16 protein-coding genes and 4 tRNA genes are annotated in these 19,206 nt (G+C 63.8%); 19 read left to right on the top strand and 1 reads right to left on the bottom strand.

Annotated features, from left to right (window positions below; genetic code table 11):
* Positions 1-17 precede the first annotated feature (17 nt).
* From P0Y43_RS16205 to mgtE, 19 genes are all read left to right on the top strand, one after another.
* Positions 18-707 (top strand): ABC transporter permease, encoded by a 690-nt coding sequence (locus tag P0Y43_RS16205; protein ID WP_275638287.1) that lies wholly within the window; start codon positions 18-20, stop codon positions 705-707.
* Positions 704-1,402, top strand: a complete 699-nt coding sequence (locus P0Y43_RS16200) for an ABC transporter permease (protein WP_275638286.1) — start codon at positions 704-706, stop codon at positions 1,400-1,402. The genes P0Y43_RS16205 and P0Y43_RS16200 overlap by 4 nt, the downstream gene beginning before the upstream one ends.
* A 22-nt stretch (positions 1,403-1,424) precedes the next feature.
* Positions 1,425-2,189, top strand: a complete 765-nt coding sequence (locus P0Y43_RS16195) for an ABC transporter ATP-binding protein (RefSeq protein ID WP_275638285.1) — start codon at positions 1,425-1,427, stop codon at positions 2,187-2,189.
* Positions 2,190-2,283: 94 nt separating this feature from the next.
* A complete protein-coding gene (gene argR, locus P0Y43_RS16190; RefSeq protein WP_275638284.1) occupies positions 2,284-3,264 on the top strand; it encodes a transcriptional regulator ArgR in 981 nt (326 codons plus the stop codon).
* A 329-nt stretch (positions 3,265-3,593) separates the two neighbouring features.
* Positions 3,594-4,814, top strand: a complete 1,221-nt coding sequence (locus P0Y43_RS16185; protein WP_275638283.1) for an acetylornithine transaminase — start codon at positions 3,594-3,596, stop codon at positions 4,812-4,814.
* 136 nt (positions 4,815-4,950) lie between these two features.
* A complete protein-coding gene (aruF, locus tag P0Y43_RS16180) occupies positions 4,951-5,970 on the top strand; it encodes an arginine/ornithine succinyltransferase subunit alpha (protein WP_275638282.1) in 1,020 nt (339 codons plus the stop codon).
* A gap of 64 nt (positions 5,971-6,034) precedes the next feature.
* Entirely contained in the window at positions 6,035-7,063 is a 1,029-nt protein-coding gene (astA, locus tag P0Y43_RS16175) for an arginine N-succinyltransferase (RefSeq protein ID WP_275638281.1), read from the top strand.
* Complete coding sequence (gene astD, locus P0Y43_RS16170) at positions 7,064-8,527, top strand: succinylglutamate-semialdehyde dehydrogenase (RefSeq protein ID WP_275638280.1); 1,464 nt, start codon at positions 7,064-7,066, stop codon at positions 8,525-8,527.
* A gap of 22 nt (positions 8,528-8,549) precedes the next feature.
* Positions 8,550-9,899 (top strand): N-succinylarginine dihydrolase, encoded by a 1,350-nt coding sequence (gene astB, locus P0Y43_RS16165; RefSeq protein ID WP_275638279.1) that lies wholly within the window; start codon positions 8,550-8,552, stop codon positions 9,897-9,899.
* Between the two features lie 14 nt (positions 9,900-9,913).
* Positions 9,914-10,204: a topoisomerase II gene (locus tag P0Y43_RS16160; RefSeq protein ID WP_275638278.1), complete on the top strand. Its 291-nt coding sequence runs from the start codon at positions 9,914-9,916 to the stop codon at positions 10,202-10,204.
* An 11-nt stretch (positions 10,205-10,215) separates the two neighbouring features.
* Positions 10,216-11,223: a succinylglutamate desuccinylase gene (astE, locus tag P0Y43_RS16155; protein ID WP_275638277.1), complete on the top strand. Its 1,008-nt coding sequence runs from the start codon at positions 10,216-10,218 to the stop codon at positions 11,221-11,223.
* Positions 11,224-11,571: 348 nt separating this feature from the next.
* Positions 11,572-14,196 carry an alanine--tRNA ligase gene (alaS, locus tag P0Y43_RS16150; RefSeq protein WP_275638276.1) on the top strand — a complete coding sequence of 875 codons (2,625 nt, stop codon included), beginning with the start codon at positions 11,572-11,574 and terminating at the stop codon, positions 14,194-14,196.
* Between the two features lie 84 nt (positions 14,197-14,280).
* Positions 14,281-15,516 carry an aspartate kinase gene (locus P0Y43_RS16145; protein ID WP_275638275.1) on the top strand — a complete coding sequence of 412 codons (1,236 nt, stop codon included), beginning with the start codon at positions 14,281-14,283 and terminating at the stop codon, positions 15,514-15,516.
* Between the two features lie 172 nt (positions 15,517-15,688).
* Positions 15,689-15,877: a carbon storage regulator CsrA gene (gene csrA, locus P0Y43_RS16140; protein ID WP_003254503.1), complete on the top strand. Its 189-nt coding sequence runs from the start codon at positions 15,689-15,691 to the stop codon at positions 15,875-15,877.
* 72 nt (positions 15,878-15,949) lie between these two features.
* A tRNA-Ser gene (locus P0Y43_RS16135) sits at positions 15,950-16,040 on the top strand.
* 107 nt (positions 16,041-16,147) lie between these two features.
* Positions 16,148-16,224 (top strand) — tRNA-Arg (locus P0Y43_RS16130).
* Positions 16,225-16,298: 74 nt separating this feature from the next.
* A tRNA-Arg gene (locus P0Y43_RS16125) sits at positions 16,299-16,375 on the top strand.
* A 72-nt stretch (positions 16,376-16,447) separates the two neighbouring features.
* Positions 16,448-16,524: transfer RNA gene (locus P0Y43_RS16120), tRNA-Arg, on the top strand.
* A 377-nt stretch (positions 16,525-16,901) separates the two neighbouring features.
* Positions 16,902-18,344: a magnesium transporter gene (gene mgtE / locus P0Y43_RS16115; protein WP_275638274.1), complete on the top strand. Its 1,443-nt coding sequence runs from the start codon at positions 16,902-16,904 to the stop codon at positions 18,342-18,344.
* 64 nt (positions 18,345-18,408) lie between these two features.
* Here the strand turns inward: mgtE and P0Y43_RS16110 are convergent.
* A partial coding sequence (locus P0Y43_RS16110; protein ID WP_275636849.1) for an IS3 family transposase occupies positions 18,409-19,206 on the bottom strand: 798 nt, incomplete at its 5' end.

Below are 19,206 nucleotides of genomic sequence, written 5' to 3'. Positions count from 1 at the left end.
CCCGAGGAATCCCAATCATGTTGAAAGGCTACGGGGCAGTCATCCTCGACGGGGCGTGGCTGACGCTTCAGCTCGCCCTGTCGTCGATGGCCCTGGCCATCGTGCTCGGCCTGGTCGGCGTGGCCCTGCGCCTGTCGCCGGTGCGGTGGCTGGCCTGGCTGGGGGATATGTACGCCACGGTGATCCGCGGCATCCCCGACCTGGTGCTGATCCTGCTGATCTTCTACGGCGGCCAGGACCTGATCAACCGCGTCGCGCCGCTGCTCGGCTATGAGGACTATATTGACCTCAACCCACTGATCGCCGGCATCGGCACCCTGGGCTTCATCTTCGGTGCGTACCTGTCGGAAACCTTCCGTGGCGCCTTCCTCGGCATCCCCAAGGGCCAGGCCGAAGCGGGTGTGGCCTACGGGATGAGCGGTCGCCAGGTGTTCTTCCGGGTGATGGTGCCGCAGATGATCCGTCTGGCGATCCCGGGCTTCACCAACAACTGGCTGGTGCTGACCAAGGCCACCGCGCTGATTTCCGTGGTCGGCTTGCAGGACATGATGTTCAAGGCCAAGCAGGCGGCGGATGCCACCCGCGAGCCCTTCACCTTCTTCCTTGCGGTGGCGGCGTTGTACCTGGTGCTCACCAGTGTCTCGCTACTGGCGCTGAAGTACCTTGAGAAGCGCTACTCGGTGGGCGTAAAGGCGGCTGAACTATGATCTTCGACTACAACGTCATCTGGGAGGCCATGCCGCTGTACCTGGGTGGCCTGCTGACCACCCTGAAGCTGCTGGCGCTGTCGCTGCTGTTCGGCCTGCTGGCGGCCATTCCGCTGGGCCTGATGCGCGTCTCGAAGCAGCCGCTGGTGAACATGAGCGCCTGGCTCTACACCTACGTGATCCGCGGCACGCCAATGCTGGTGCAGTTGTTCCTGATCTACTACGGCCTGGCCCAGTTCGAGGCGGTGCGCGAGAGTTTCCTGTGGCCTTGGCTGTCCAGCGCGACCTTCTGCGCCTGCCTGGCCTTCGCCATCAATACCAGCGCCTACACCGCCGAGATCATCGCCGGCAGCCTCAAGGCCACGCCTCATGGGGAAATCGAGGCGGCCAAGGCCATGGGCATGTCGCGCTTCAAGATGTACCGCCGCATCCTGCTGCCTTCGGCCCTGCGCCGGGCGCTGCCGCAGTACAGTAACGAAGTGATCATGATGCTGCAGACCACCAGCCTGGCGTCGATCGTCACCCTGATCGACATCACCGGCGCGGCGCGCACGGTCAATGCCCAGTACTACCTGCCTTTCGAGGCCTACATCACGGCGGGCGTGTTCTACCTGTGCCTGACCTTCATCCTGGTGCGCCTGTTCAAGATGGCCGAACGCCGTTGGCTCGGCTACCTGGCGCCGCGCAAGCACTGAACGCTCTGTGAGAACCGACAGCATGTACAAACTCCAAGTCCAAGACCTGCACAAGCGCTACGGCAGCCATGAAGTGCTCAAGGGTGTGTCCCTCGAGGCGAAAGCAGGCGATGTGATCAGCATCATTGGCTCCAGTGGCTCGGGCAAGTCGACCTTCCTGCGCTGCATCAACCTGCTCGAACAACCCCACGCCGGCAAGATCCTGCTCAACAACGAGGAGCTCAAGCTGGTGGCCGGCAAGGACGGCGCGCTCAAGGCCGCTGATGCCAAGCAGTTGCAGCGCATGCGTTCGCGCCTGTCGATGGTGTTCCAGCACTTCAACCTGTGGGCGCACATGACCGCCCTGGAAAACATCATCGAAGCCCCGGTGCACGTGCTGGGCATGAACAAGAAGCAAGCGCTGGAGAAGGCCGAGTACTACCTGGCCAAGGTGGGCGTGGCGCACCGCAAGGACGCCTTCCCGGGGCACATGTCTGGCGGTGAGCAGCAGCGCGTGGCAATTGCCCGGGCCCTGGCCATGGAGCCGGAGGTGATGCTGTTCGACGAGCCGACCTCGGCGCTGGATCCGGAGCTGGTGGGCGATGTGCTCAAGGTCATGCAGTCGCTGGCCCAGGAAGGTCGCACCATGGTGGTGGTGACCCACGAGATGGGCTTTGCCCGCGAGGTTTCCAACCAGTTGGTGTTCCTGCACAAGGGCCTGGTGGAAGAGCGCGGCAACCCGCGTGAGGTGCTGGTCAACCCGCAGTCCGAGCGCCTCAAGCAGTTTCTTTCCGGCAGCCTGAAGTAAAGGCTGACTCCTTGCACCAGACTAGGGCATGCTGCGCAGCGCGCGCCGCATGCTCCTGGCGCCACAGACCCGTACAGGTTTCGGACCGCAGCCTATGACCACCCAGCGAATCGGATTTCTCCTCTGGCCCGGCACCAAGCCGCTGACCCTGGCGCTTGCCGAGGAAGTGTTGCGGGTGGCCCAGCGGGTGCATCCGGACGTGGTCTATGAGTTGGCCTTCTTGCACGCCGAAGCGGTAGAGGAGGGTGCCTGGCGCTTGCCGGGCGAGCTGTGGAGCGGGCGCCTGGAAGGTTGCCAGAAGCTCTTCCTGCTGGCCGACGAGCCGCCACTGGTGGTGGGTTCGGCGCTGGCGGCGGCGCTCAAGCAACTGGCGCGCAGTGGCTGCATGATCGGCGGGTTGTCCGCCGGGGTGTACCCGCTGGCATTGCTCGGCCTGCTCGACGGTTACCGCGCCGCGGTGCACTGGCGCTGGCAGGACGACTTCGCCGAACGCTTCCCCAAGGTCATCGCCACCAGCCACCTGTTCGACTGGGATCGCGACCGCCTGACCGCCTGTGGCGGCATGTCGGTCACCGACCTGCTGCTGGCGGTGCTGGCCCGTGACCATGGTGCCGAACTGGCGGGCGCGGTGTCCGAGGAGCTGGTGGTCGAGCGCATTCGCGAGGGCGGCGAGCGCCAGCGTATTCCCCTGCAGAACCGCCTGGGCTCCAGCCATCCGAAGCTGACCCAGGCGGTGCTGTTGATGGAAGCCAACATCGAGGAGCCGCTGACCACCGACGAGATCGCCCAGCACGTGTGCGTGTCGCGCCGGCAACTGGAGCGCATCTTCAAGCAGTACCTGAACCGTGTGCCTAGCCAGTACTACCTGGAGTTGCGGCTGAACAAGGCGCGGCAGATGTTGATGCAGACCAGCAAGTCGATCATTCAGATCGGCTTGTCGTGCGGGTTCTCCTCCGGGCCGCATTTCTCCAGTGCGTACCGCAATTTCTTTGGCGCCACGCCGCGTGAAGACCGCAACCAGCGGCGCAGCAGCAGCCCGTTCGAGTTGAGTTCGGCGCCGACCGAGCGCGGCTGAGGCCGCGTCGCGCTCCTCGCAGGGTTCGGGAGGGTGGCGCGCTACCTGCGGGGGCGGGCTTGCCCCGCGATAGGGCCGTCGCAGACCCCGCAACCACCCCCTGTGAACACCCGTTCTCCCAATTTCCCCAGCCCTCTCCCCGCCACCCCGCCCGCCCGTTACACTGCGCGATTGCGACACTGTTTGTCGCATTGCCGAAAACCCAGGTAAAACAGGGTTTGGCGCTGTAACAAGTTGTCGCCTGGCAGCAAGGACAGGCGCCGATCAGTCCTTACAATCCCCCCATCGCTCGCCACTTCCAGGCCAGCGTTCCTCTTCAGGAGACTCAGATGTCCGTTGAGCAAGCCCCGGTGCAACGTGCCGATTTCGACCAGGTCATGGTGCCCAACTATTCCCCCGCGGCCTTCATTCCCGTGCGCGGCGAGGGTTCGCGAGTCTGGGACCAGTCGGGCCGTGAGCTGATCGACTTCGCCGGCGGCATCGCGGTGAACGCCCTGGGTCATTGCCACCCGGCCCTGGTCAAGGCCCTGACCGAGCAGGCCAATACCCTCTGGCACGTGTCCAACGTCTTCACCAACGAGCCGGCCCTGCGTCTGGCGCACAAGCTGGTGGACGCGACCTTCGCCGAGCGTGCCTTCTTCTGCAACTCCGGCGCCGAAGCCAACGAGGCCGCCTTCAAGCTGGCCCGTCGCGTCGGCCACGACCGCTTCGGCCCGGAAAAGCACGAGATCATCGCCACCGTCAACAGCTTCCACGGTCGCACCCTGTTCACCGTCAGCGTTGGCGGCCAGCCGAAGTATTCCGACGGCTTCGGCCCGAAGATCACCGGCATCAGCCACGTGCCGTACAACGACCTAGAAGCGCTCAAGGCGCAGATCTCCGACAAGACCTGCGCCGTGGTGATCGAGCCGATCCAGGGCGAAAGCGGCGTGGTGCCGGCTGACAAAGCCTACCTGGAAGGCGCGCGCAAGCTGTGCGACGAGCACAACGCCCTGCTGATCTTCGACGAGGTGCAGACTGGCGTTGGCCGCACCGGCTCGCTGTACGCCTACCAGCACTACGGCGTGACCCCGGACATCCTGACCAGCGCCAAGAGCCTGGGTGGTGGCTTCCCGATCGGTGCCATGCTGACCACCAGCGAGCTGGCCAAGCACCTGGCGGTCGGCACCCACGGCACCACCTACGGCGGCAACCCGCTGGCGTGTGCGGTGGCGTGCGCGGTGCTGGACGTGGTCAACACTCCCGAGACCCTGGCCGGCATCAAGGCCAAGCACGAGCGCTTCAAGGCGCGCCTGGAGAAGATTGGCCAGGATACCGGCCTGTTCACCCTGGTGCGTGGCGTCGGCCTGCTGATCGGCTGTGTGCTGAGCGAAGCCTGGAAGGGCAAGGCCAAGGACGTGCTCAACGCCGCCGAGAAGGAAGGCGTGATGGTCCTGCAGGCTGGCCCTGACGTGGTGCGCTTCGCCCCGAGCCTGGTGGTCGAGGATGCCGACATCGACGAAGGCCTGGCGCGCTTCGAGCGCGCGGTGGCCAAGCTGACCCAGGGCTGATCGCCCGGCGGTCCCTTCGCCGGCCCTGACAGCCAGGGTCGGCGATACCTGAATTCCAGTGCGGGTGCGCCGCTGGCAGCGCCCGCCGTTTTTCCGTGCCGATCTCTCGGCCTGCTTTCCCGAAAGGAGTGACACCATGCTGGTGATGCGCCCCGCGCAAATGGCGGATCTGAACGAAGTGCAGCGCATGGCTGCCGACAGCCCCATTGGTGTCACCTCGCTGCCGGACGACGCCGGTCGCCTGGGCGACAAGATCGCCGCCTCGGAAACCTCGTTCGCCGCCGAAGTGATCTTCAATGGCGAGGAGAGCTACTTCTTCGTGCTCGAAGACAGTGCGACCGGCAAGCTCGCCGGCTGCTCGGCCATCGTCGCCTCGGCAGGCTATTCCGAACCGTTCTACAGCTTTCGCAACGAGACCTTCGTGCATGCCTCGCGCGAGCTGAAGATCCACAACAAGATCCACGTCCTGTCGCTGTGCCACGACCTTACCGGCAACAGCCTGTTGACCAGCTTCTACGTGCTGCCGGAGCTGGTGAATAGCGGCTGGGCCGAGCTCAACTCGCGCGGCCGCCTGTTGTTCATGGCCTCGCACCCGGAGCGTTTCGCTGAATCGGTGGTCACCGAGATCGTCGGCTACAGCGACGAGGCAGGCGAGTCGCCGTTCTGGGACGCCATCGGCCGCAACTTCTTCGACCTCAACTATGCCGACGCAGAACGCCTGTGCGGCCTGAAGAGCCGTACCTTCCTCGCCGAGCTGATGCCGCACTACCCGATCTACGTCCCACTGCTGCCCGACCAGGCCCAGGAGGCCATGGGACAGGTGCACCCGCGCGCGCAGATCACCTTCGACATCCTCATGCGCGAAGGCTTCGAGACCGAGCACTACATCGACATCTTCGACGGCGGCCCGACCCTGCATGCCCGGGTTTCGAGCATACGCTCGATCGCCCAGAGCCGCGTGGTGCCGGTCAAGCTCGACGACACCCCGGTCAAAGGCGGGCGCCCGTACCTGGTGTGCAACGGCCAGTTGCAGGACTACCGCGCGGTGCTGCTGGAACTGGACTGGGTGCCGGGCAAGCCGGTGAGCCTGAACAGCGAAGCTGCCGACGCCCTGGGCGTGGGCGAGGGCGGCAGTGTCCGCCTGGTCGCCGCCTGAACCTGCGCCGAGCACGCGCAAGCGAGTTTCGCGGCAGCCACAGGCCGCCGCACAAGGAGATAGCATGATCGTTCGTCCTGTACGCAGCAGCGATTTACCCGCGCTGATCGAATTGGCCCGTAGCACCGGCACTACCGGGCTGACCACCTTGCCTGCCAACGAGGATCGCCTCGGGCAGCGGGTCGGCTGGGCCGAGAAGAGCTTCAGCGGCGAAGCCGAGCGCGGCGACACCGACTACTTGTTCGTACTGGAGAACGACGAGGGGCTGGTGGTCGGCATCAGCGCCATCGCCGGCGCCGTCGGCCTGCGCGAACCCTGGTACAACTACCGCGTCGGCCTGACCGTCAGCGCCTCCCAGGAGTTGAAGATCTACCGCGAGATCCCCACCCTGTTCCTGGCCAACGACCTGACCGGCAACTCCGAGCTGTGCTCGCTGTTCTTGCGCAGCGACTACCGCAGCGGCCTCAATGGTCGCCTGCTGTCGAAGGCACGCATGCTGTTCATCGCCGAGTTCCCGCAGCTGTTCGGCAACAAGATCATCGCCGAGATGCGCGGCATGTCCGATGCCGCCGGGCGCTCGCCGTTCTGGGAAAGCCTGGGCCGGCATTTCTTCAAGATGGAGTTCAGCCAGGCCGACTACCTCACCGGCGTGGGCAACAAGTCGTTCATCGCCGAGCTGATGCCCAAGTTCCCGCTGTACACCTGCTTCCTGTCGGAGGCCGCGCGCAACGTCATCGGCCGCGTGCACACCGACACCGAGCCTGCGCTGGCGATGCTCAAGCGCGAGGGCTTCAACTACCAGGGCTACGTCGACATCTTCGACGCAGGCCCGGCCATCGAGTGCGAAACCGCGAAGATCCGCGCCGTGCGTGACAGCCAGACCCTGGTGCTGGCCGTGGGCACGCCGGGCGACGACGCCACCCCCTACATCATCCACAACCGCAAGCGCGAAGACTGCCGCATCACCGCGGCGCCCGCGCGCCTGGCGGCCGGCACCCTGGTGGTCGACCCGTTGACCGCCAAGCGCCTGCGCCTGGGCGCGGGCGACCATGTGCGCGCCGTGCCGCTGTCCGCCAGCCGGGAGGCCCAGTAAATGACCACGCATTACATCGCAGGCCTGTGGCAGGCCGGGCAGGGCGAGCGCCTGCAATCGCTGAACCCGGTCACCCAGGCGGTGGTCTGGGCTGGCCAGGGCGCTGACGCAGCGCAGGTCGACAGCGCCGTGCAGGCCGCGCGCCAAGCCTTCCCGGCCTGGGCGCAACTGAGCCTGGAGGCGCGCATCGCCGTGCTGGAGGCGTTCGCCGAGAAGCTCAAGGCCAAGGCCGAGGCGCTGGCGCGCTGCATCGGCGAGGAAACCGGCAAACCGCTGTGGGAGTCGGCCACCGAAGTCACCACCATGGTCAACAAAGTGGCCATCTCGGTGCAGAGCTACCGCGAGCGCACCGGCGAGAAAAGTGGCCCGCTCGCCGACGCTACCGCCGTGCTGCGGCACAAGCCGCATGGCGTGGTGGCGGTGTTTGGCCCGTACAACTTCCCCGGGCACCTGCCCAATGGTCATATCGTCCCGGCGCTGCTGGCGGGCAACTGCGTGGTGTTCAAGCCCAGCGAGCTGACCCCCAAGGTCGCCGAGTTGACGGTTCAGTGCTGGATCGACGCCGGCCTGCCCACCGGCGTGCTCAACCTGGTGCAGGGCGCCCGTGAAACCGGCGTCGCCCTGGCGGCCAACCCGGGCATCGACGGGCTGTTCTTCACCGGCTCCAGCCGCACCGGCAACCTGCTGCACCAGCAGTTCGCCGGGCGCCCGGACAAGATCCTGGCCCTGGAAATGGGCGGCAACAACCCGCTGCTGGTCGACGAGGTCAAGGACCTGGACGCGGCGGTGTACACCATCATCCAATCGGCCTTCATCTCCGCCGGCCAGCGCTGCACCTGCGCCCGTCGCCTGCTGGTGCCACAGGGCGCCTGGGGCGACCAGTTGCTCGCCCGCCTGGTCGAGGTCAGCCGCGGCATCAGTGTCGGTGCCTTCGACCAGCAACCGGCGCCGTTCATGGGCTCGGTGATTTCGCTGCAGGCTGCCGGCGCACTGCTCGCCGCCCAGGCCGAGCTGCTCGGCAAGGGCGCCGTGGCGCTGCTGGAAATGACCCAGCCGCAAGCCGGTGCCGCGCTGCTGACCCCCGGCATCATCGACGTCACCCAGGTGGCCGAGCGCCCGGACGAAGAGTTCTTCGGCCCGCTGCTGCAGGTGATCCGCTACAGCGACTTCGACGCCGCCATCGATGAAGCCAACGCTACCCAATATGGCCTGGCCGCCGGGTTGCTGTCCGACTCGCGCGCCCGCTACCAGTACTTCTGGCTGCGCAGCCGCGCTGGCATCGTCAACTGGAACAAGCAACTGACCGGCGCCGCCAGCAGCGCGCCGTTCGGCGGCGTCGGGGCCAGTGGCAACCACCGCGCCAGCGCCTACTACGCGGCAGACTACTGTGCCTACCCCGTGGCTTCGCTGGAGACCGCCAGCCTTGCCCTGCCGGCCACCCTGACGCCGGGCGTCACCCTATAACAACAGGTCTCGGAGCTAGCCGATGAAATCCTATGAAGTGAATTTTGATGGCCTGGTGGGGCCGACCCACAACTACGGCGGCCTGTCCTACGGCAACGTGGCCTCGCAGAGCAACAGCCAGCAGGGCTCCAATCCGCGCGAAGCGGCGCGCCAGGGTCTGGCGAAGATGAAAGCGCTGATGGAGATGGGCTTCAAGCAGGGCGTGCTCGCGCCGCAGGAGCGCCCCGATGTGGCCGCCCTGCGCCGCCTGGGCTTCACCGGCAGCGATGCCGAGGTGATCCGTCGCGCCGCCAAGGACGCCATGCCCCTGCTGGTGGCCAGCTGCTCGGCGTCGAGCATGTGGGTGGCCAACGCCGCCACCGTCAGCCCCAGCGCCGACACTGCCGATGGCCGCGTGCATTTCACCGCTGCCAACCTCAACTGCAAGTACCACCGCAGCATCGAGCACCCGACCACCAGCCGCGTGCTGGGTGCGATGTTCGCCGATGACCGGCACTTCGCCCACCACGCCGCGCTGCCGGCGGTGGCGCAGTTCGGCGACGAAGGCGCGGCCAACCACACGCGCTTCTGCCGCGCCTACGGCGAGGCCGGCGTGGAGTTCTTCGTCTATGGTCGCAGCGCCTTCGACAGTCGCTACCCGGCACCGCAGAAGTACCCGGCGCGCCAGACCCTCGAAGCGTCCCAGGCCGTGGCCCGGCTGCACGGGCTGAGCGACGATGGCGTGGTCTACGCTCAACAGAACCCGGCGGTGATCGACCAGGGCGTGTTCCACAACGACGTGATCTCGGTGGGCAATGGCGAGGTGCTGTTCTACCACGAGGACGCGTTCCTCGAGACCGAGGCGGTGCTCGGCCAACTGCAAGCTAAACTGGCCAGCAAGGGTGGCAACTTCCAGGCCATTCGCGTGCCGCGCACGGCGGTGACGGTGGAGGACGCGGTGCGTTCCTACCTGTTCAACAGCCAATTGCTGTCGCGCGAAGACGGCTCCATGCTGCTGGTGGTGCCCGAGGAGTGCCGCAACAACGAGCGCGTATGGAGCTACCTGGGCCAGTTGACCGCCCAGGGCGGCGCGGTGAAGGAGGTCAAGGTGTTCGACCTCAAGCAGAGCATGCAGAACGGCGGCGGCCCGGCATGCCTGCGCTTGCGCGTGGCCTTGAAGGAATCGGAACTGGCGGCGGTCAATCCAGGCGTTATCATGACCGCGCCGCTGTACGACACCCTGGTGCAGTGGGTCGACAAGCACTATCGCGACCGCCTTGGTGAAGCGGACCTTGCCGACCCGCAATTGCTGGACGAATGCCGTACGGCACTGGATGAACTGACCCAGATCCTGAAACTGGGTTCGGTGTATCCCTTCCAACGCCAACCTTGAAGAGAGAAATTGCAATGTCCGACGCCCTGCGCCTGCTGCTCGAAGACGATGACGGCACCCAGCTGGAAACCTCCTGCACCCGTTTTGCCGTGGTCTGGCAAGGCAAGGAGGTGTGGATCCAGCAAGACGGCCGTGGCCAGTTGCTGATCGGTGTGGACGTCGAGGACGGCGATACCGAGTACGCCAACCTGCTGCTGCGCCCGATGGCCACCAACCTGGTCAGCCTGCAGTTGGAGATGGAGCCGGCCGAACTCGGCGACGACGATGACCACGTGCACGGCCCGGACTGCGGCCATCACCACTAAGGAAGCGCCCTATGCTCGCCCTTGGCAAACTGCTTGAGCTGACCCTGACCGATCACGAACCGGCCGAGAAGACCCAAGTGACCACCCGGGGCGTGCGTTTGCGCTGGCTGGGGGAGGGCGCGCTGGAAGTGCGCCCGCCCGAAGGTGAGGATTGCGGTCTCGATCTGTTGTTGTCCGCCGGCATCCATGGCAACGAGACTGCGCCGATCGAGCTGCTGGAAAATCTGCTGCATGGCGTGGCCAACGGCAAGATCAAGCCCCGTGCGCGGGTGTTGTTCCTGTTCGGCAACCCGGCGGCGATCCGCAAGGGTGAGCGCTTCATCGAGCAGGACATCAATCGCCTGTTCAATGGCCGGCATGAGCTTTCCAGTGGTTTCGAAGCCTTGCGCGCGGCGGAACTCGAGCAGTTCGCCCGGGTGTTCTTCAGCAAGCCCGAGCGCACCCGCCTGCATTACGACCTGCACACGGCCATCCGTGGCTCGAAGATCGAGCAGTTCGCGCTGTACCCCTTCAAAGAGGGGCGCAAGCATTCGCGTCGTGAGCTGGCCCGTCTGGCGGCGGCGGGGATGGAGGCGGTGTTGTTGCAGAGCAAGTCGTCGATCACCTTCAGCGCCTTCACCTACGAGCAACTCGATGCCGAAGCCTTCACCCTCGAACTGGGCAAGGCCCGGCCATTTGGGCAGAACGAGGGGGTCAACCTCGACAAGCTCGAGGCGCGTTTGGTCCAGCTCATCGAGAACACCGAGCCTGAGACCGAGCAGAGCCTCGATGGCCTGAAGCTGTTCAGCGTTGCTCGTGAGATCATCAAGCACAGCGACAGTTTTCACCTGCACCTGCCGGCGGACATCGAGAACTTCTCGGAGCTGAGCAAGGGGTATCTGCTGGCCGAGGACCTGGCTGAGACGCGCTGGGTCGTCGAGGAGGAGGGCGCGCGGATCATCTTCCCCAACCCGAAGGTCAAGAACGGCCTGCGCGCGGGCATCCTGGTGGTGCCGGATTCGGGGCAGCGCCTGGGGTGACCCCGGTGGGTGCCGGTGCCGGCCCTTTCGCGGGTTTACTCGCGAAAGGGCCGGCACGGTATTGCCATCGTTCTGGATCCCATCGATCCTGAAAATCCTTTCATCCTCCGCGTATTCTCTTTTCCCGCCACCTGCGCGGTAATGGGCTTGCCAGTGGCAAAACCCAGGCTTTAGCATCTTCTCATGTCGTTTTTGCCCATCCGGACCTGAAAAAGCGTCCGATTGCCGGTTTCTATCGCATAAACACACTGCACCCGAACTGCAGGACCGATATAATGCGGCCCTTTGCCGTCGTTTCGTCGATCCGACGAGTTAGCCCAAAGGGCCGCCGTTTCCGTGGAAGAACCTATGAAAAGCGCAGAAATCCGTGAAGCCTTCCTCCGCTTCTTCGAGGAGCAGGGGCACACCCGCGTCGCCTCCAGCTCCCTGATCCCGGGCAATGACCCGACCCTGCTGTTCACCAACGCCGGCATGAACCAGTTCAAGGACTGCTTCCTCGGCCAGGAAAAGCGCGCCTACACCCGCGCCGTGAGCAGCCAGAAGTGCGTGCGTGCCGGCGGCAAGCACAACGACCTGGAGAACGTGGGCTACACCGCGCGTCACCACACCTTCTTCGAGATGCTGGGCAACTTCAGCTTCGGCGACTACTTCAAGCGCGACGCCATTACCTTCGCCTGGACCTTCCTGACCTCCGACAAGTGGCTGAACCTGCCCAAGGAGAAACTTTGGGTCACCGTCTACGCCAGCGATGACGAGGCCTACGACATCTGGACCAAAGAAGTCGGGGTGCCCGCCGAGCGCATGGTGCGTATCGGCGACAACAAGGGCGCCCCGTACGCCTCCGACAACTTCTGGACCATGGGCGATACCGGCCCATGCGGCCCCTGCACCGAGATCTTCTACGATCACGGCGCCGACATCTGGGGCGGCCCACCCGGCTCGCCGGAAGAAGACGGCGACCGCTACATCGAGATCTGGAACAACGTCTTCATGCAGTTCAACCGCACCGCCGATGGCGTCCTGCACCCGCTGCCGGCCCCGTCGGTGGACACCGGCATGGGCCTGGAGCGCATCAGTGCGGTGATGCAGCACGTGCACTCGAACTACGAGATCGACCTGTTCCAGAACCTGCTGTCGGCCGCCGCCAAGGCCATCGGCTGCAGCAACGATGGCCAGCCATCGCTGAAAGTGGTTGCCGACCACATCCGTTCCTGCGGCTTCCTGATCGCCGACGGCGTGCTGCCGTCCAACGAAGGCCGCGGCTACGTGCTGCGCCGCATCATCCGTCGCGCCTGCCGCCACGGCAACAAGCTGGGCGCCAAGGGCAGCTTCTTCTACCAGATCGTCGGCGCCCTGGCGGCCGAGATGGGTGAGGCCTTCCCCGAGCTCAAGAGCCAGCAGGCGCACATCGAGCGCGTGCTCAAGACCGAGGAAGAACAGTTCGCCAAAACCCTGGAGCAGGGGCTGCGCATCCTCGAGGCGGACCTCGCCCAGTTGCAGGGCAAGGTCGTGCCGGGCGACGTGGTGTTCAAGCTGTACGACACCTATGGCTTCCCCATGGACCTGACCGCCGACATCGCCCGCGAACGTGAGCTGACCATCGACGAAGCCGGCTTCGAGCGCGAGATGGAAGCCCAGCGTGAGCGTGCCCGCTCCGCCAGCGCCTTCGGCATGGACTACAACAGCCTGGTCAAGGTCGACGTGGCCACCGACTTCCTCGGCTACGACGCCACCGAAGGCCAAGGCAAGGTCATTGCCTTGTACAAAGACGGCCAGGCGGTCGAGCAGTTGGCCGAAGGCGAGCAAGGGGTGGTGGTCCTCGACCGTACCCCGTTCTACGCCGAATCTGGCGGCCAGGTCGGTGACACCGGTTACCTGCAGGCGGGCGCCGCGCGTTTCGACGTGCGCGACACCACCAAGACCGGTGGCGCCTTCCTGCACCATGGCGTGGTCGCCAGCGGCGCGCTGAGCGTAGGCGCCTCGGTCGAGGCCCGTGTGGATGCCGATGTGCAGCACGCCACCTCGCTGAACCACTCCGCCACCCACCTGCTGCACGAAGCGCTGCGCCAGGTGCTGGGCGAGCACGTACAGCAGAAGGGGTCGCTGGTCGACAGCCAGCGCCTGCGTTTCGACTTCAGCCACTTCGAGGCGGTGAAGCCGGAACAGATCAAGGCGCTGGAAGACATCGTCAACCGCGAAGTGCGCAAGAACACCGCGGTGCAGACCGAAATCACCGATATCGAGACCGCCAAGCGCAAGGGCGCCATGGCGCTGTTCGGCGAGAAGTACGGCGACACCGTGCGCGTGCTGAGCATGGGCGGCGATTTCTCCGTCGAGTTGTGCGGCGGAATCCACGCCAAGCGCACCGGCGACATCAGCCTGTTCAAGATCATCAGCGAAGGCGGCGTGGCCTCCGGCGTGCGCCGTATCGAGGCGATCACCGGGGCCGCGGCGCTGGCCTACCTGAACACGGCCGAAGAGCAGGTCAAGGAAGCCGCGCAGTTGGTCAAGGGTAACCGTGACAACCTGATCGACAAGCTGTCGGCTGTGCTCGAGCGCAACCGCCAGCTGGAAAAGCAGCTGGAGCAGCTGCAGGCCAAGGCCGCCAGCGCCGCCGGGGACGATCTCTCCAATGCGGCCGTTGAGGTCAAGGGTGCCAAGGTTCTCGCCGCCCGCCTGGATGGGCAGGACGGCAAGGCCCTGCTGGCGCTGGTCGATCAATTGAAGAACAAGCTCGGCCACGCAGTGATCCTGCTGGGCAGCGAGCATGAGGGCAAGGTCGTGCTGGTGGCCGGCGTGACCAAGGACCTCTCCAGCCAACTCAAGGCTGGCGATCTGATGAAACAGGCTGCTGCGGCGGTCGGCGGCAAGGGCGGTGGCCGCCCGGACATGGCTCAGGGTGGCGGCGTCGACGTCGCGGCACTGGACAATGCCCTGGCTCTGGCCGTGCCGTTCGCCGAGCAGGGGCTTTGAGATGAAGCGGCCCGCTGTCTAGTAGCGGGCCGTTTCATGTTGGATTGATTACTGGGTGCCCTTCGTGGGCTGAGGCACTTTGAAATGGCGTTGATCGTACAGAAATTTGGCGGCACCTCCGTCGGCTCCGTCGAGCGGATCGAGCAGGTGGCCGACAAAGTCAAGAAACACCGCGAGGCGGGCGATGACCTGGTGGTTGTGCTGTCGGCCATGAGCGGGGAAACCAACCGTCTGATCGACCTGGCCAAGCAGGTGAACGACCAGCTGGTTCCACGTGAGCTGGACGTGATCGTCTCGACCGGTGAGCAGGTGACCATCGCCTTGTTGGCCATGGCCCTGATCAAGCGTGGCGTGCCGGCGGTGTCCTACACCGGCAACCAGGTGCGCATCCTCACCGACAGCGCGCACAACAAGGCGCGCATCCTGCAGATCGACGACCAGAAGATCCGCGCCGACCTGAAGGCCGGTCGCGTGGTGGTGGTCGCCGGTTTCCAGGGCGTCGATGAGCACGGCAACATCACCACGCTCGGCCGTGGCGGCTCGGACACCACCGGCGTGGCCCTGGCGGCGGCGCTCAAGGCCGACGAATGCCAGATCTACACCGATGTCGATGGTGTCTACACCACCGACCCGCGCGTGGTGCCCCAGGCCCGTCGCCTGGAGAAGATCACCTTCGAGGAGATGCTGGAAATGGCCAGCCTCGGCTCCAAGGTGCTGCAGATCCGCTCGGTGGAGTTCGCCGGCAAGTACAATGTCCCGCTGCGCGTGCTGCACAGCTTCAAGGAGGGTCCGGGTACCCTCATTACCATTGATGAAGAGGAATCCATGGAACAGCCGATCATTTCCGGTATCGCCTTCAACCGTGATGAGGCCAAGCTGACCATCCGTGGCGTGCCGGACACTCCGGGCGTCGCCTTCAAGATCCTCGGCCCGATCAGCGCCGCGAACATCGAAGTCGACATGATCGTGCAGAACGTCTCGCACGATAACACCACCGACTTCACCTTCACCGTGCACCGCAACGAGTACGAGAAGGCCCACAGCGTGCTGGAGAATACCGCGCGCGAGATCGGTGCCCGTGAAGTGATCGGCGACACCAAGATCGCCAAGGTATCGATCGTCGGTGTTGGCATGCGCTCCCATGCAGGTGTTGCCAGCCGCATGTTCGAGGCCCTGGCCAAGGAGAGCATCAACATCCAGATGATCTCCACCTCGGAGATCAAGGTCTCGGTGGTTATCGAAGAGAAGTACCTGGAGCTTGCGGTACGTGCCTTGCACACCGCCTTCGAGCTCGATGCACCGGCCCGACAGGGCGAGTAAGGCATTGCCTTCAGGGGCGCGGCTTTTGCCGCGCCCTTCGTGTTTCTGGCTGTCGTGGCGAACCCTGTCCGTTCGCCATGCCAGCACCGCAAGGCCCTGTGCCGTCGTCCCCGGTGCGGGTAAAACAAACCAAAGACTGTTGTCCCTGAATGAATTGCGTGAGGAGAAAACTATGCTGATTCTGACTCGTCGGTGCGCCGAGAGCCTGATCATTGGTGACGGTGAGATCACCGTGACGGTCCTGGGCGTCAAAGGCAACCAGGTGCGTATCGGTGTAAGCGCGCCGAAAGAAGTGGCTGTTCACCGCGAGGAAATCTACCTGCGGATCAAGAAAGAGAAGGACGAAGAACCAAGCCTTTAATTTTTCTCAGGTTTTTTTCAAAAAAGGGTTTGCAAACGGGGAAGGGTCTGGTTATTATACGCCCCGTGTTGCGGTGAGGTGGCCGAGTGGCCGAAGGCGCTCCCCTGCTAAGGGAGTATACCTCATAAGGGTATCGGGGGTTCGAATCCCCCCTTCACCGCCATTTTTCGTGTAGGGCGCTGAAATCGCCAGGATCACTTAAGTAGTTGAAAATAAACGAAAAAGTGCTTGGCAAAACGATTTAGCGAACTATAATGCGCGGCAAGACACGGACTCATAGCTCAGCTGGATAGAGTACTCGGCTACGAACCGAGCGGTCGGAGGTTCGAATCCTCCTGAGTCCGCCATATAATGGGGCGGTTATTCTTCGTGAATAAGCTTCATTTCACCAGTGGTAACCTGGTCTAAAACTACCAACTACGGACTCATAGCTCAGCTGGATAGAGTACTCGGCTACGAACCGAGCGGTCGGAGGTTCGAATCCTCCTGAGTCCGCCACTTTTGAAGTGGCTTTGCTTGTCGAAGCAGCTTCATCAACCAGTGGTAACCTGGTCTAAAACTACCAACCACGGACTCATAGCTCAGCTGGATAGAGTACTCGGCTACGAACCGAGCGGTCGGAGGTTCGAATCCTCCTGAGTCCGCCATACCAAAAAGCCCGCTCCTGTAGCGGGCTTTTTCTTTTCCGCCGTTTAACGGATTTGTCAGTACCGCCAGCTAGACTCCAGCACAGGGCGCGACCCTTTGTGTGCTGCGTCGGCGTCATTGCCAATGTGCTTTTTCATGAACTTCTGCCGTCGCACTGTTGGCTTCGAGCGTTGTCACAGCTTTATCGCGCAAACGATTGTTCCAGCCAAAAATTTAAGCGATCCGACAGCTTAGGCAGTGTATGATTGCGCCCGTCAGCCCCGCCGGGGCTTGTGGAATACCACCATGGACTTACCCAGTAGTTACTCGATAACAAGTTTCATACAGCCAGATTGATTCTCCCGGCGTGCTCCGCTGCTGGGAGTGGAGTTCGCCTATGACCGAAGTCGAAGTAAAGAAAGCGCAGGAGAGCCTGCAGGATCGCCTTGCCCAGGTGATCGACCTGCTGCAGCGCCAACGCGTGGTGGAAGACCTGACCCACCGTCAGGAAGGCCAGCATCACGACCTGGTGGAAAACCTGGTCCACCGCCAGAACCTGGTCGAGCTGCAGCGCAAGCTCGATGACCTGCACCCTGCCGACATTGCCTACATCCTCGAAGCCTTGCCGCTGGAAGACCGCCTGACGGTCTGGCAGCTGGTACGCTCGGATCGCGACGGCGATATCCTGCTCGAAGTCTCCGATGCGGTGCGCCAGACGCTGATCGCCGACATGGACGATCACGAGCTGCTCGCGGCGGCCAAGGAAATGGACGCCGACGAGCTGGCCGACCTGGCGCCGGAGCTGCCGCGCGACGTCGTACACGAGTTGATGGAAAGCCTCGACGCCCAGCAGCGCGAGCGTGTGCGTTCGGCCCTGAGCTACGACGAGGAGCAGGTCGGTGCGCTGATGGACTTCGAGATGGTCACTATCCGCGAAGACATCAGCCTCGAAGTGGTATTGCGCTACCTGCGCCGGCTTAAGGAGCTGCCAGGGCATACCGACAAACTGTTCGTGGTTGACTACGACGGCATCCTCAAGGGTGTGCTGCCGGTCAAGCGTCTGCTGGTCAACGACCCGGAGAAGAAAGTGGCGGAGGTCATGGCGACCGACCCGGTCACTTTCCACCCTGAGGAAGATGCCTACGACGCAGCCCAGGCGTTCGAACGTTATGACTTGGTATCCGCGCCGGTGGTGGACAAGGCCGACCGTCTGATCGGCCGCCTGACCATCGATGAGATGGTCGACCTGATCCGTGAAGAGAGCGAGAGCGAAGTGCTTAACATGGCCGGTCTGCGCGAAGAGGAAGACATCTTCGCTTCGGTCTGGCGCTCGCTGCGCAACCGTTGGGCATGGCTGGCCATCAACCTGATCACCGCCTTTGTCGCCTCGCGGGTGATCGGCCTGTTCGAGGGCTCGATCGAGAAGCTGGTGGCGCTGGCCGCGTTGATGCCGATCGTGGCGGGCATTGGCGGCAACTCGGGCAACCAGACCATCACCATGATCGTTCGTGCCATGGCGCTGGACCAGGTGTCGCCGGGCAATACCAGCCGACTGATGCGCAAGGAGCTGGCGGTGTCGCTGCTCAATGGCCTGATCTGGGGTGGGGTGATCGGCGCCGTGGCGTTCTGGCTGTACGGCAGTTGGTCGCTGGGGGTGGTGATGACCGCGGCAATGACCTTGAACTTGCTGCTGGCCGCGCTGATGGGCGTATTGATTCCGATGACCTTGGCGCGCCTGGGGCGCGACCCGGCGATGGGGTCGAGCGTGATGATCACTGCGGTGACCGACAGCGGTGGCTTCTTCATCTTCCTGGGCCTGGCCACGCTGTTCCTGCTCTGAGGGTCGCGCCGCTCGTGTCTAGTCCTGAAATAGGTTTACACCTGTTCAGGTAGGCCGACAGACCTCAAAACGCCCGATGCACCGCATCGGGCGTTTTGTTTTTCAGGGCCATATGAGGCCGTTCTGTGTTGTAGATCTGCACTGCCTCGTCAACCATTTGCCTCGCTTGCTCCAGATCTGCAGGGCTACTCAACAGCAGCTCCATCTTGAGGATTCCGTTGATTCGCTCGGCCAGCGCATTCTGGTAGCAGTCATACCCATCGGTCATGGAGCACTGAACGCTGTGCCGTTGATGCAGTGACTGGTATAGCGCCGAGCAGTATTGGATGCCTCGATCCGAATGGTGGACTAATGGCTGGCGATGACGTCGCTTCCGTAATGCCTGCTTGAAAGCTTGCGCCACCGACTCGGCATGCAGGCTTTCATGGACGTGGTGGCCAACGATTTTCCTGGAGTACGCATCCGTGATCAGGCTCAGGTATAGCGGGCCGTTACGTGCAGGCAGGTAAGTAATGTCGGCCACCCAGACGTGTTCCGGCCTTGTCGGAACAATCTGGCTTGGCCCGGGCTTGAGTAAGTTGGGATGGCGGTAGAAGCGATGAAAGCTTTGTGTTGTCTTGTGGTAGGCCCGCTTAGGCAGTACGAGCAAACGGCGCTCTCCCAAGACCTGGAACAGCCTATCTCGGCCGACCTGGAATCGTCTGTCAGGTTGGCAATGCAGCAGATAGTGCAGCTTGCGAGTACCCAGACGGGGTTGGCGCATTCGGACTTGCTGTACAAACTCAACCACCCGGTCTGCCTGGCGTTCTTTGCCATCAGCGGCTCGGTTGCGTTTGTAGTAAGCCTGTCGACTGATGCCTAG

Source organism: Pseudomonas entomophila (assembly GCF_029193575.1).
In the GTDB taxonomy this organism is placed as follows: domain Bacteria; phylum Pseudomonadota; class Gammaproteobacteria; order Pseudomonadales; family Pseudomonadaceae; genus Aquipseudomonas; species Aquipseudomonas entomophila_G.
The sequence above is the reverse complement of the archived record's forward strand: the minus strand, read 5'-3'. Positions and strand labels throughout refer to the sequence as shown.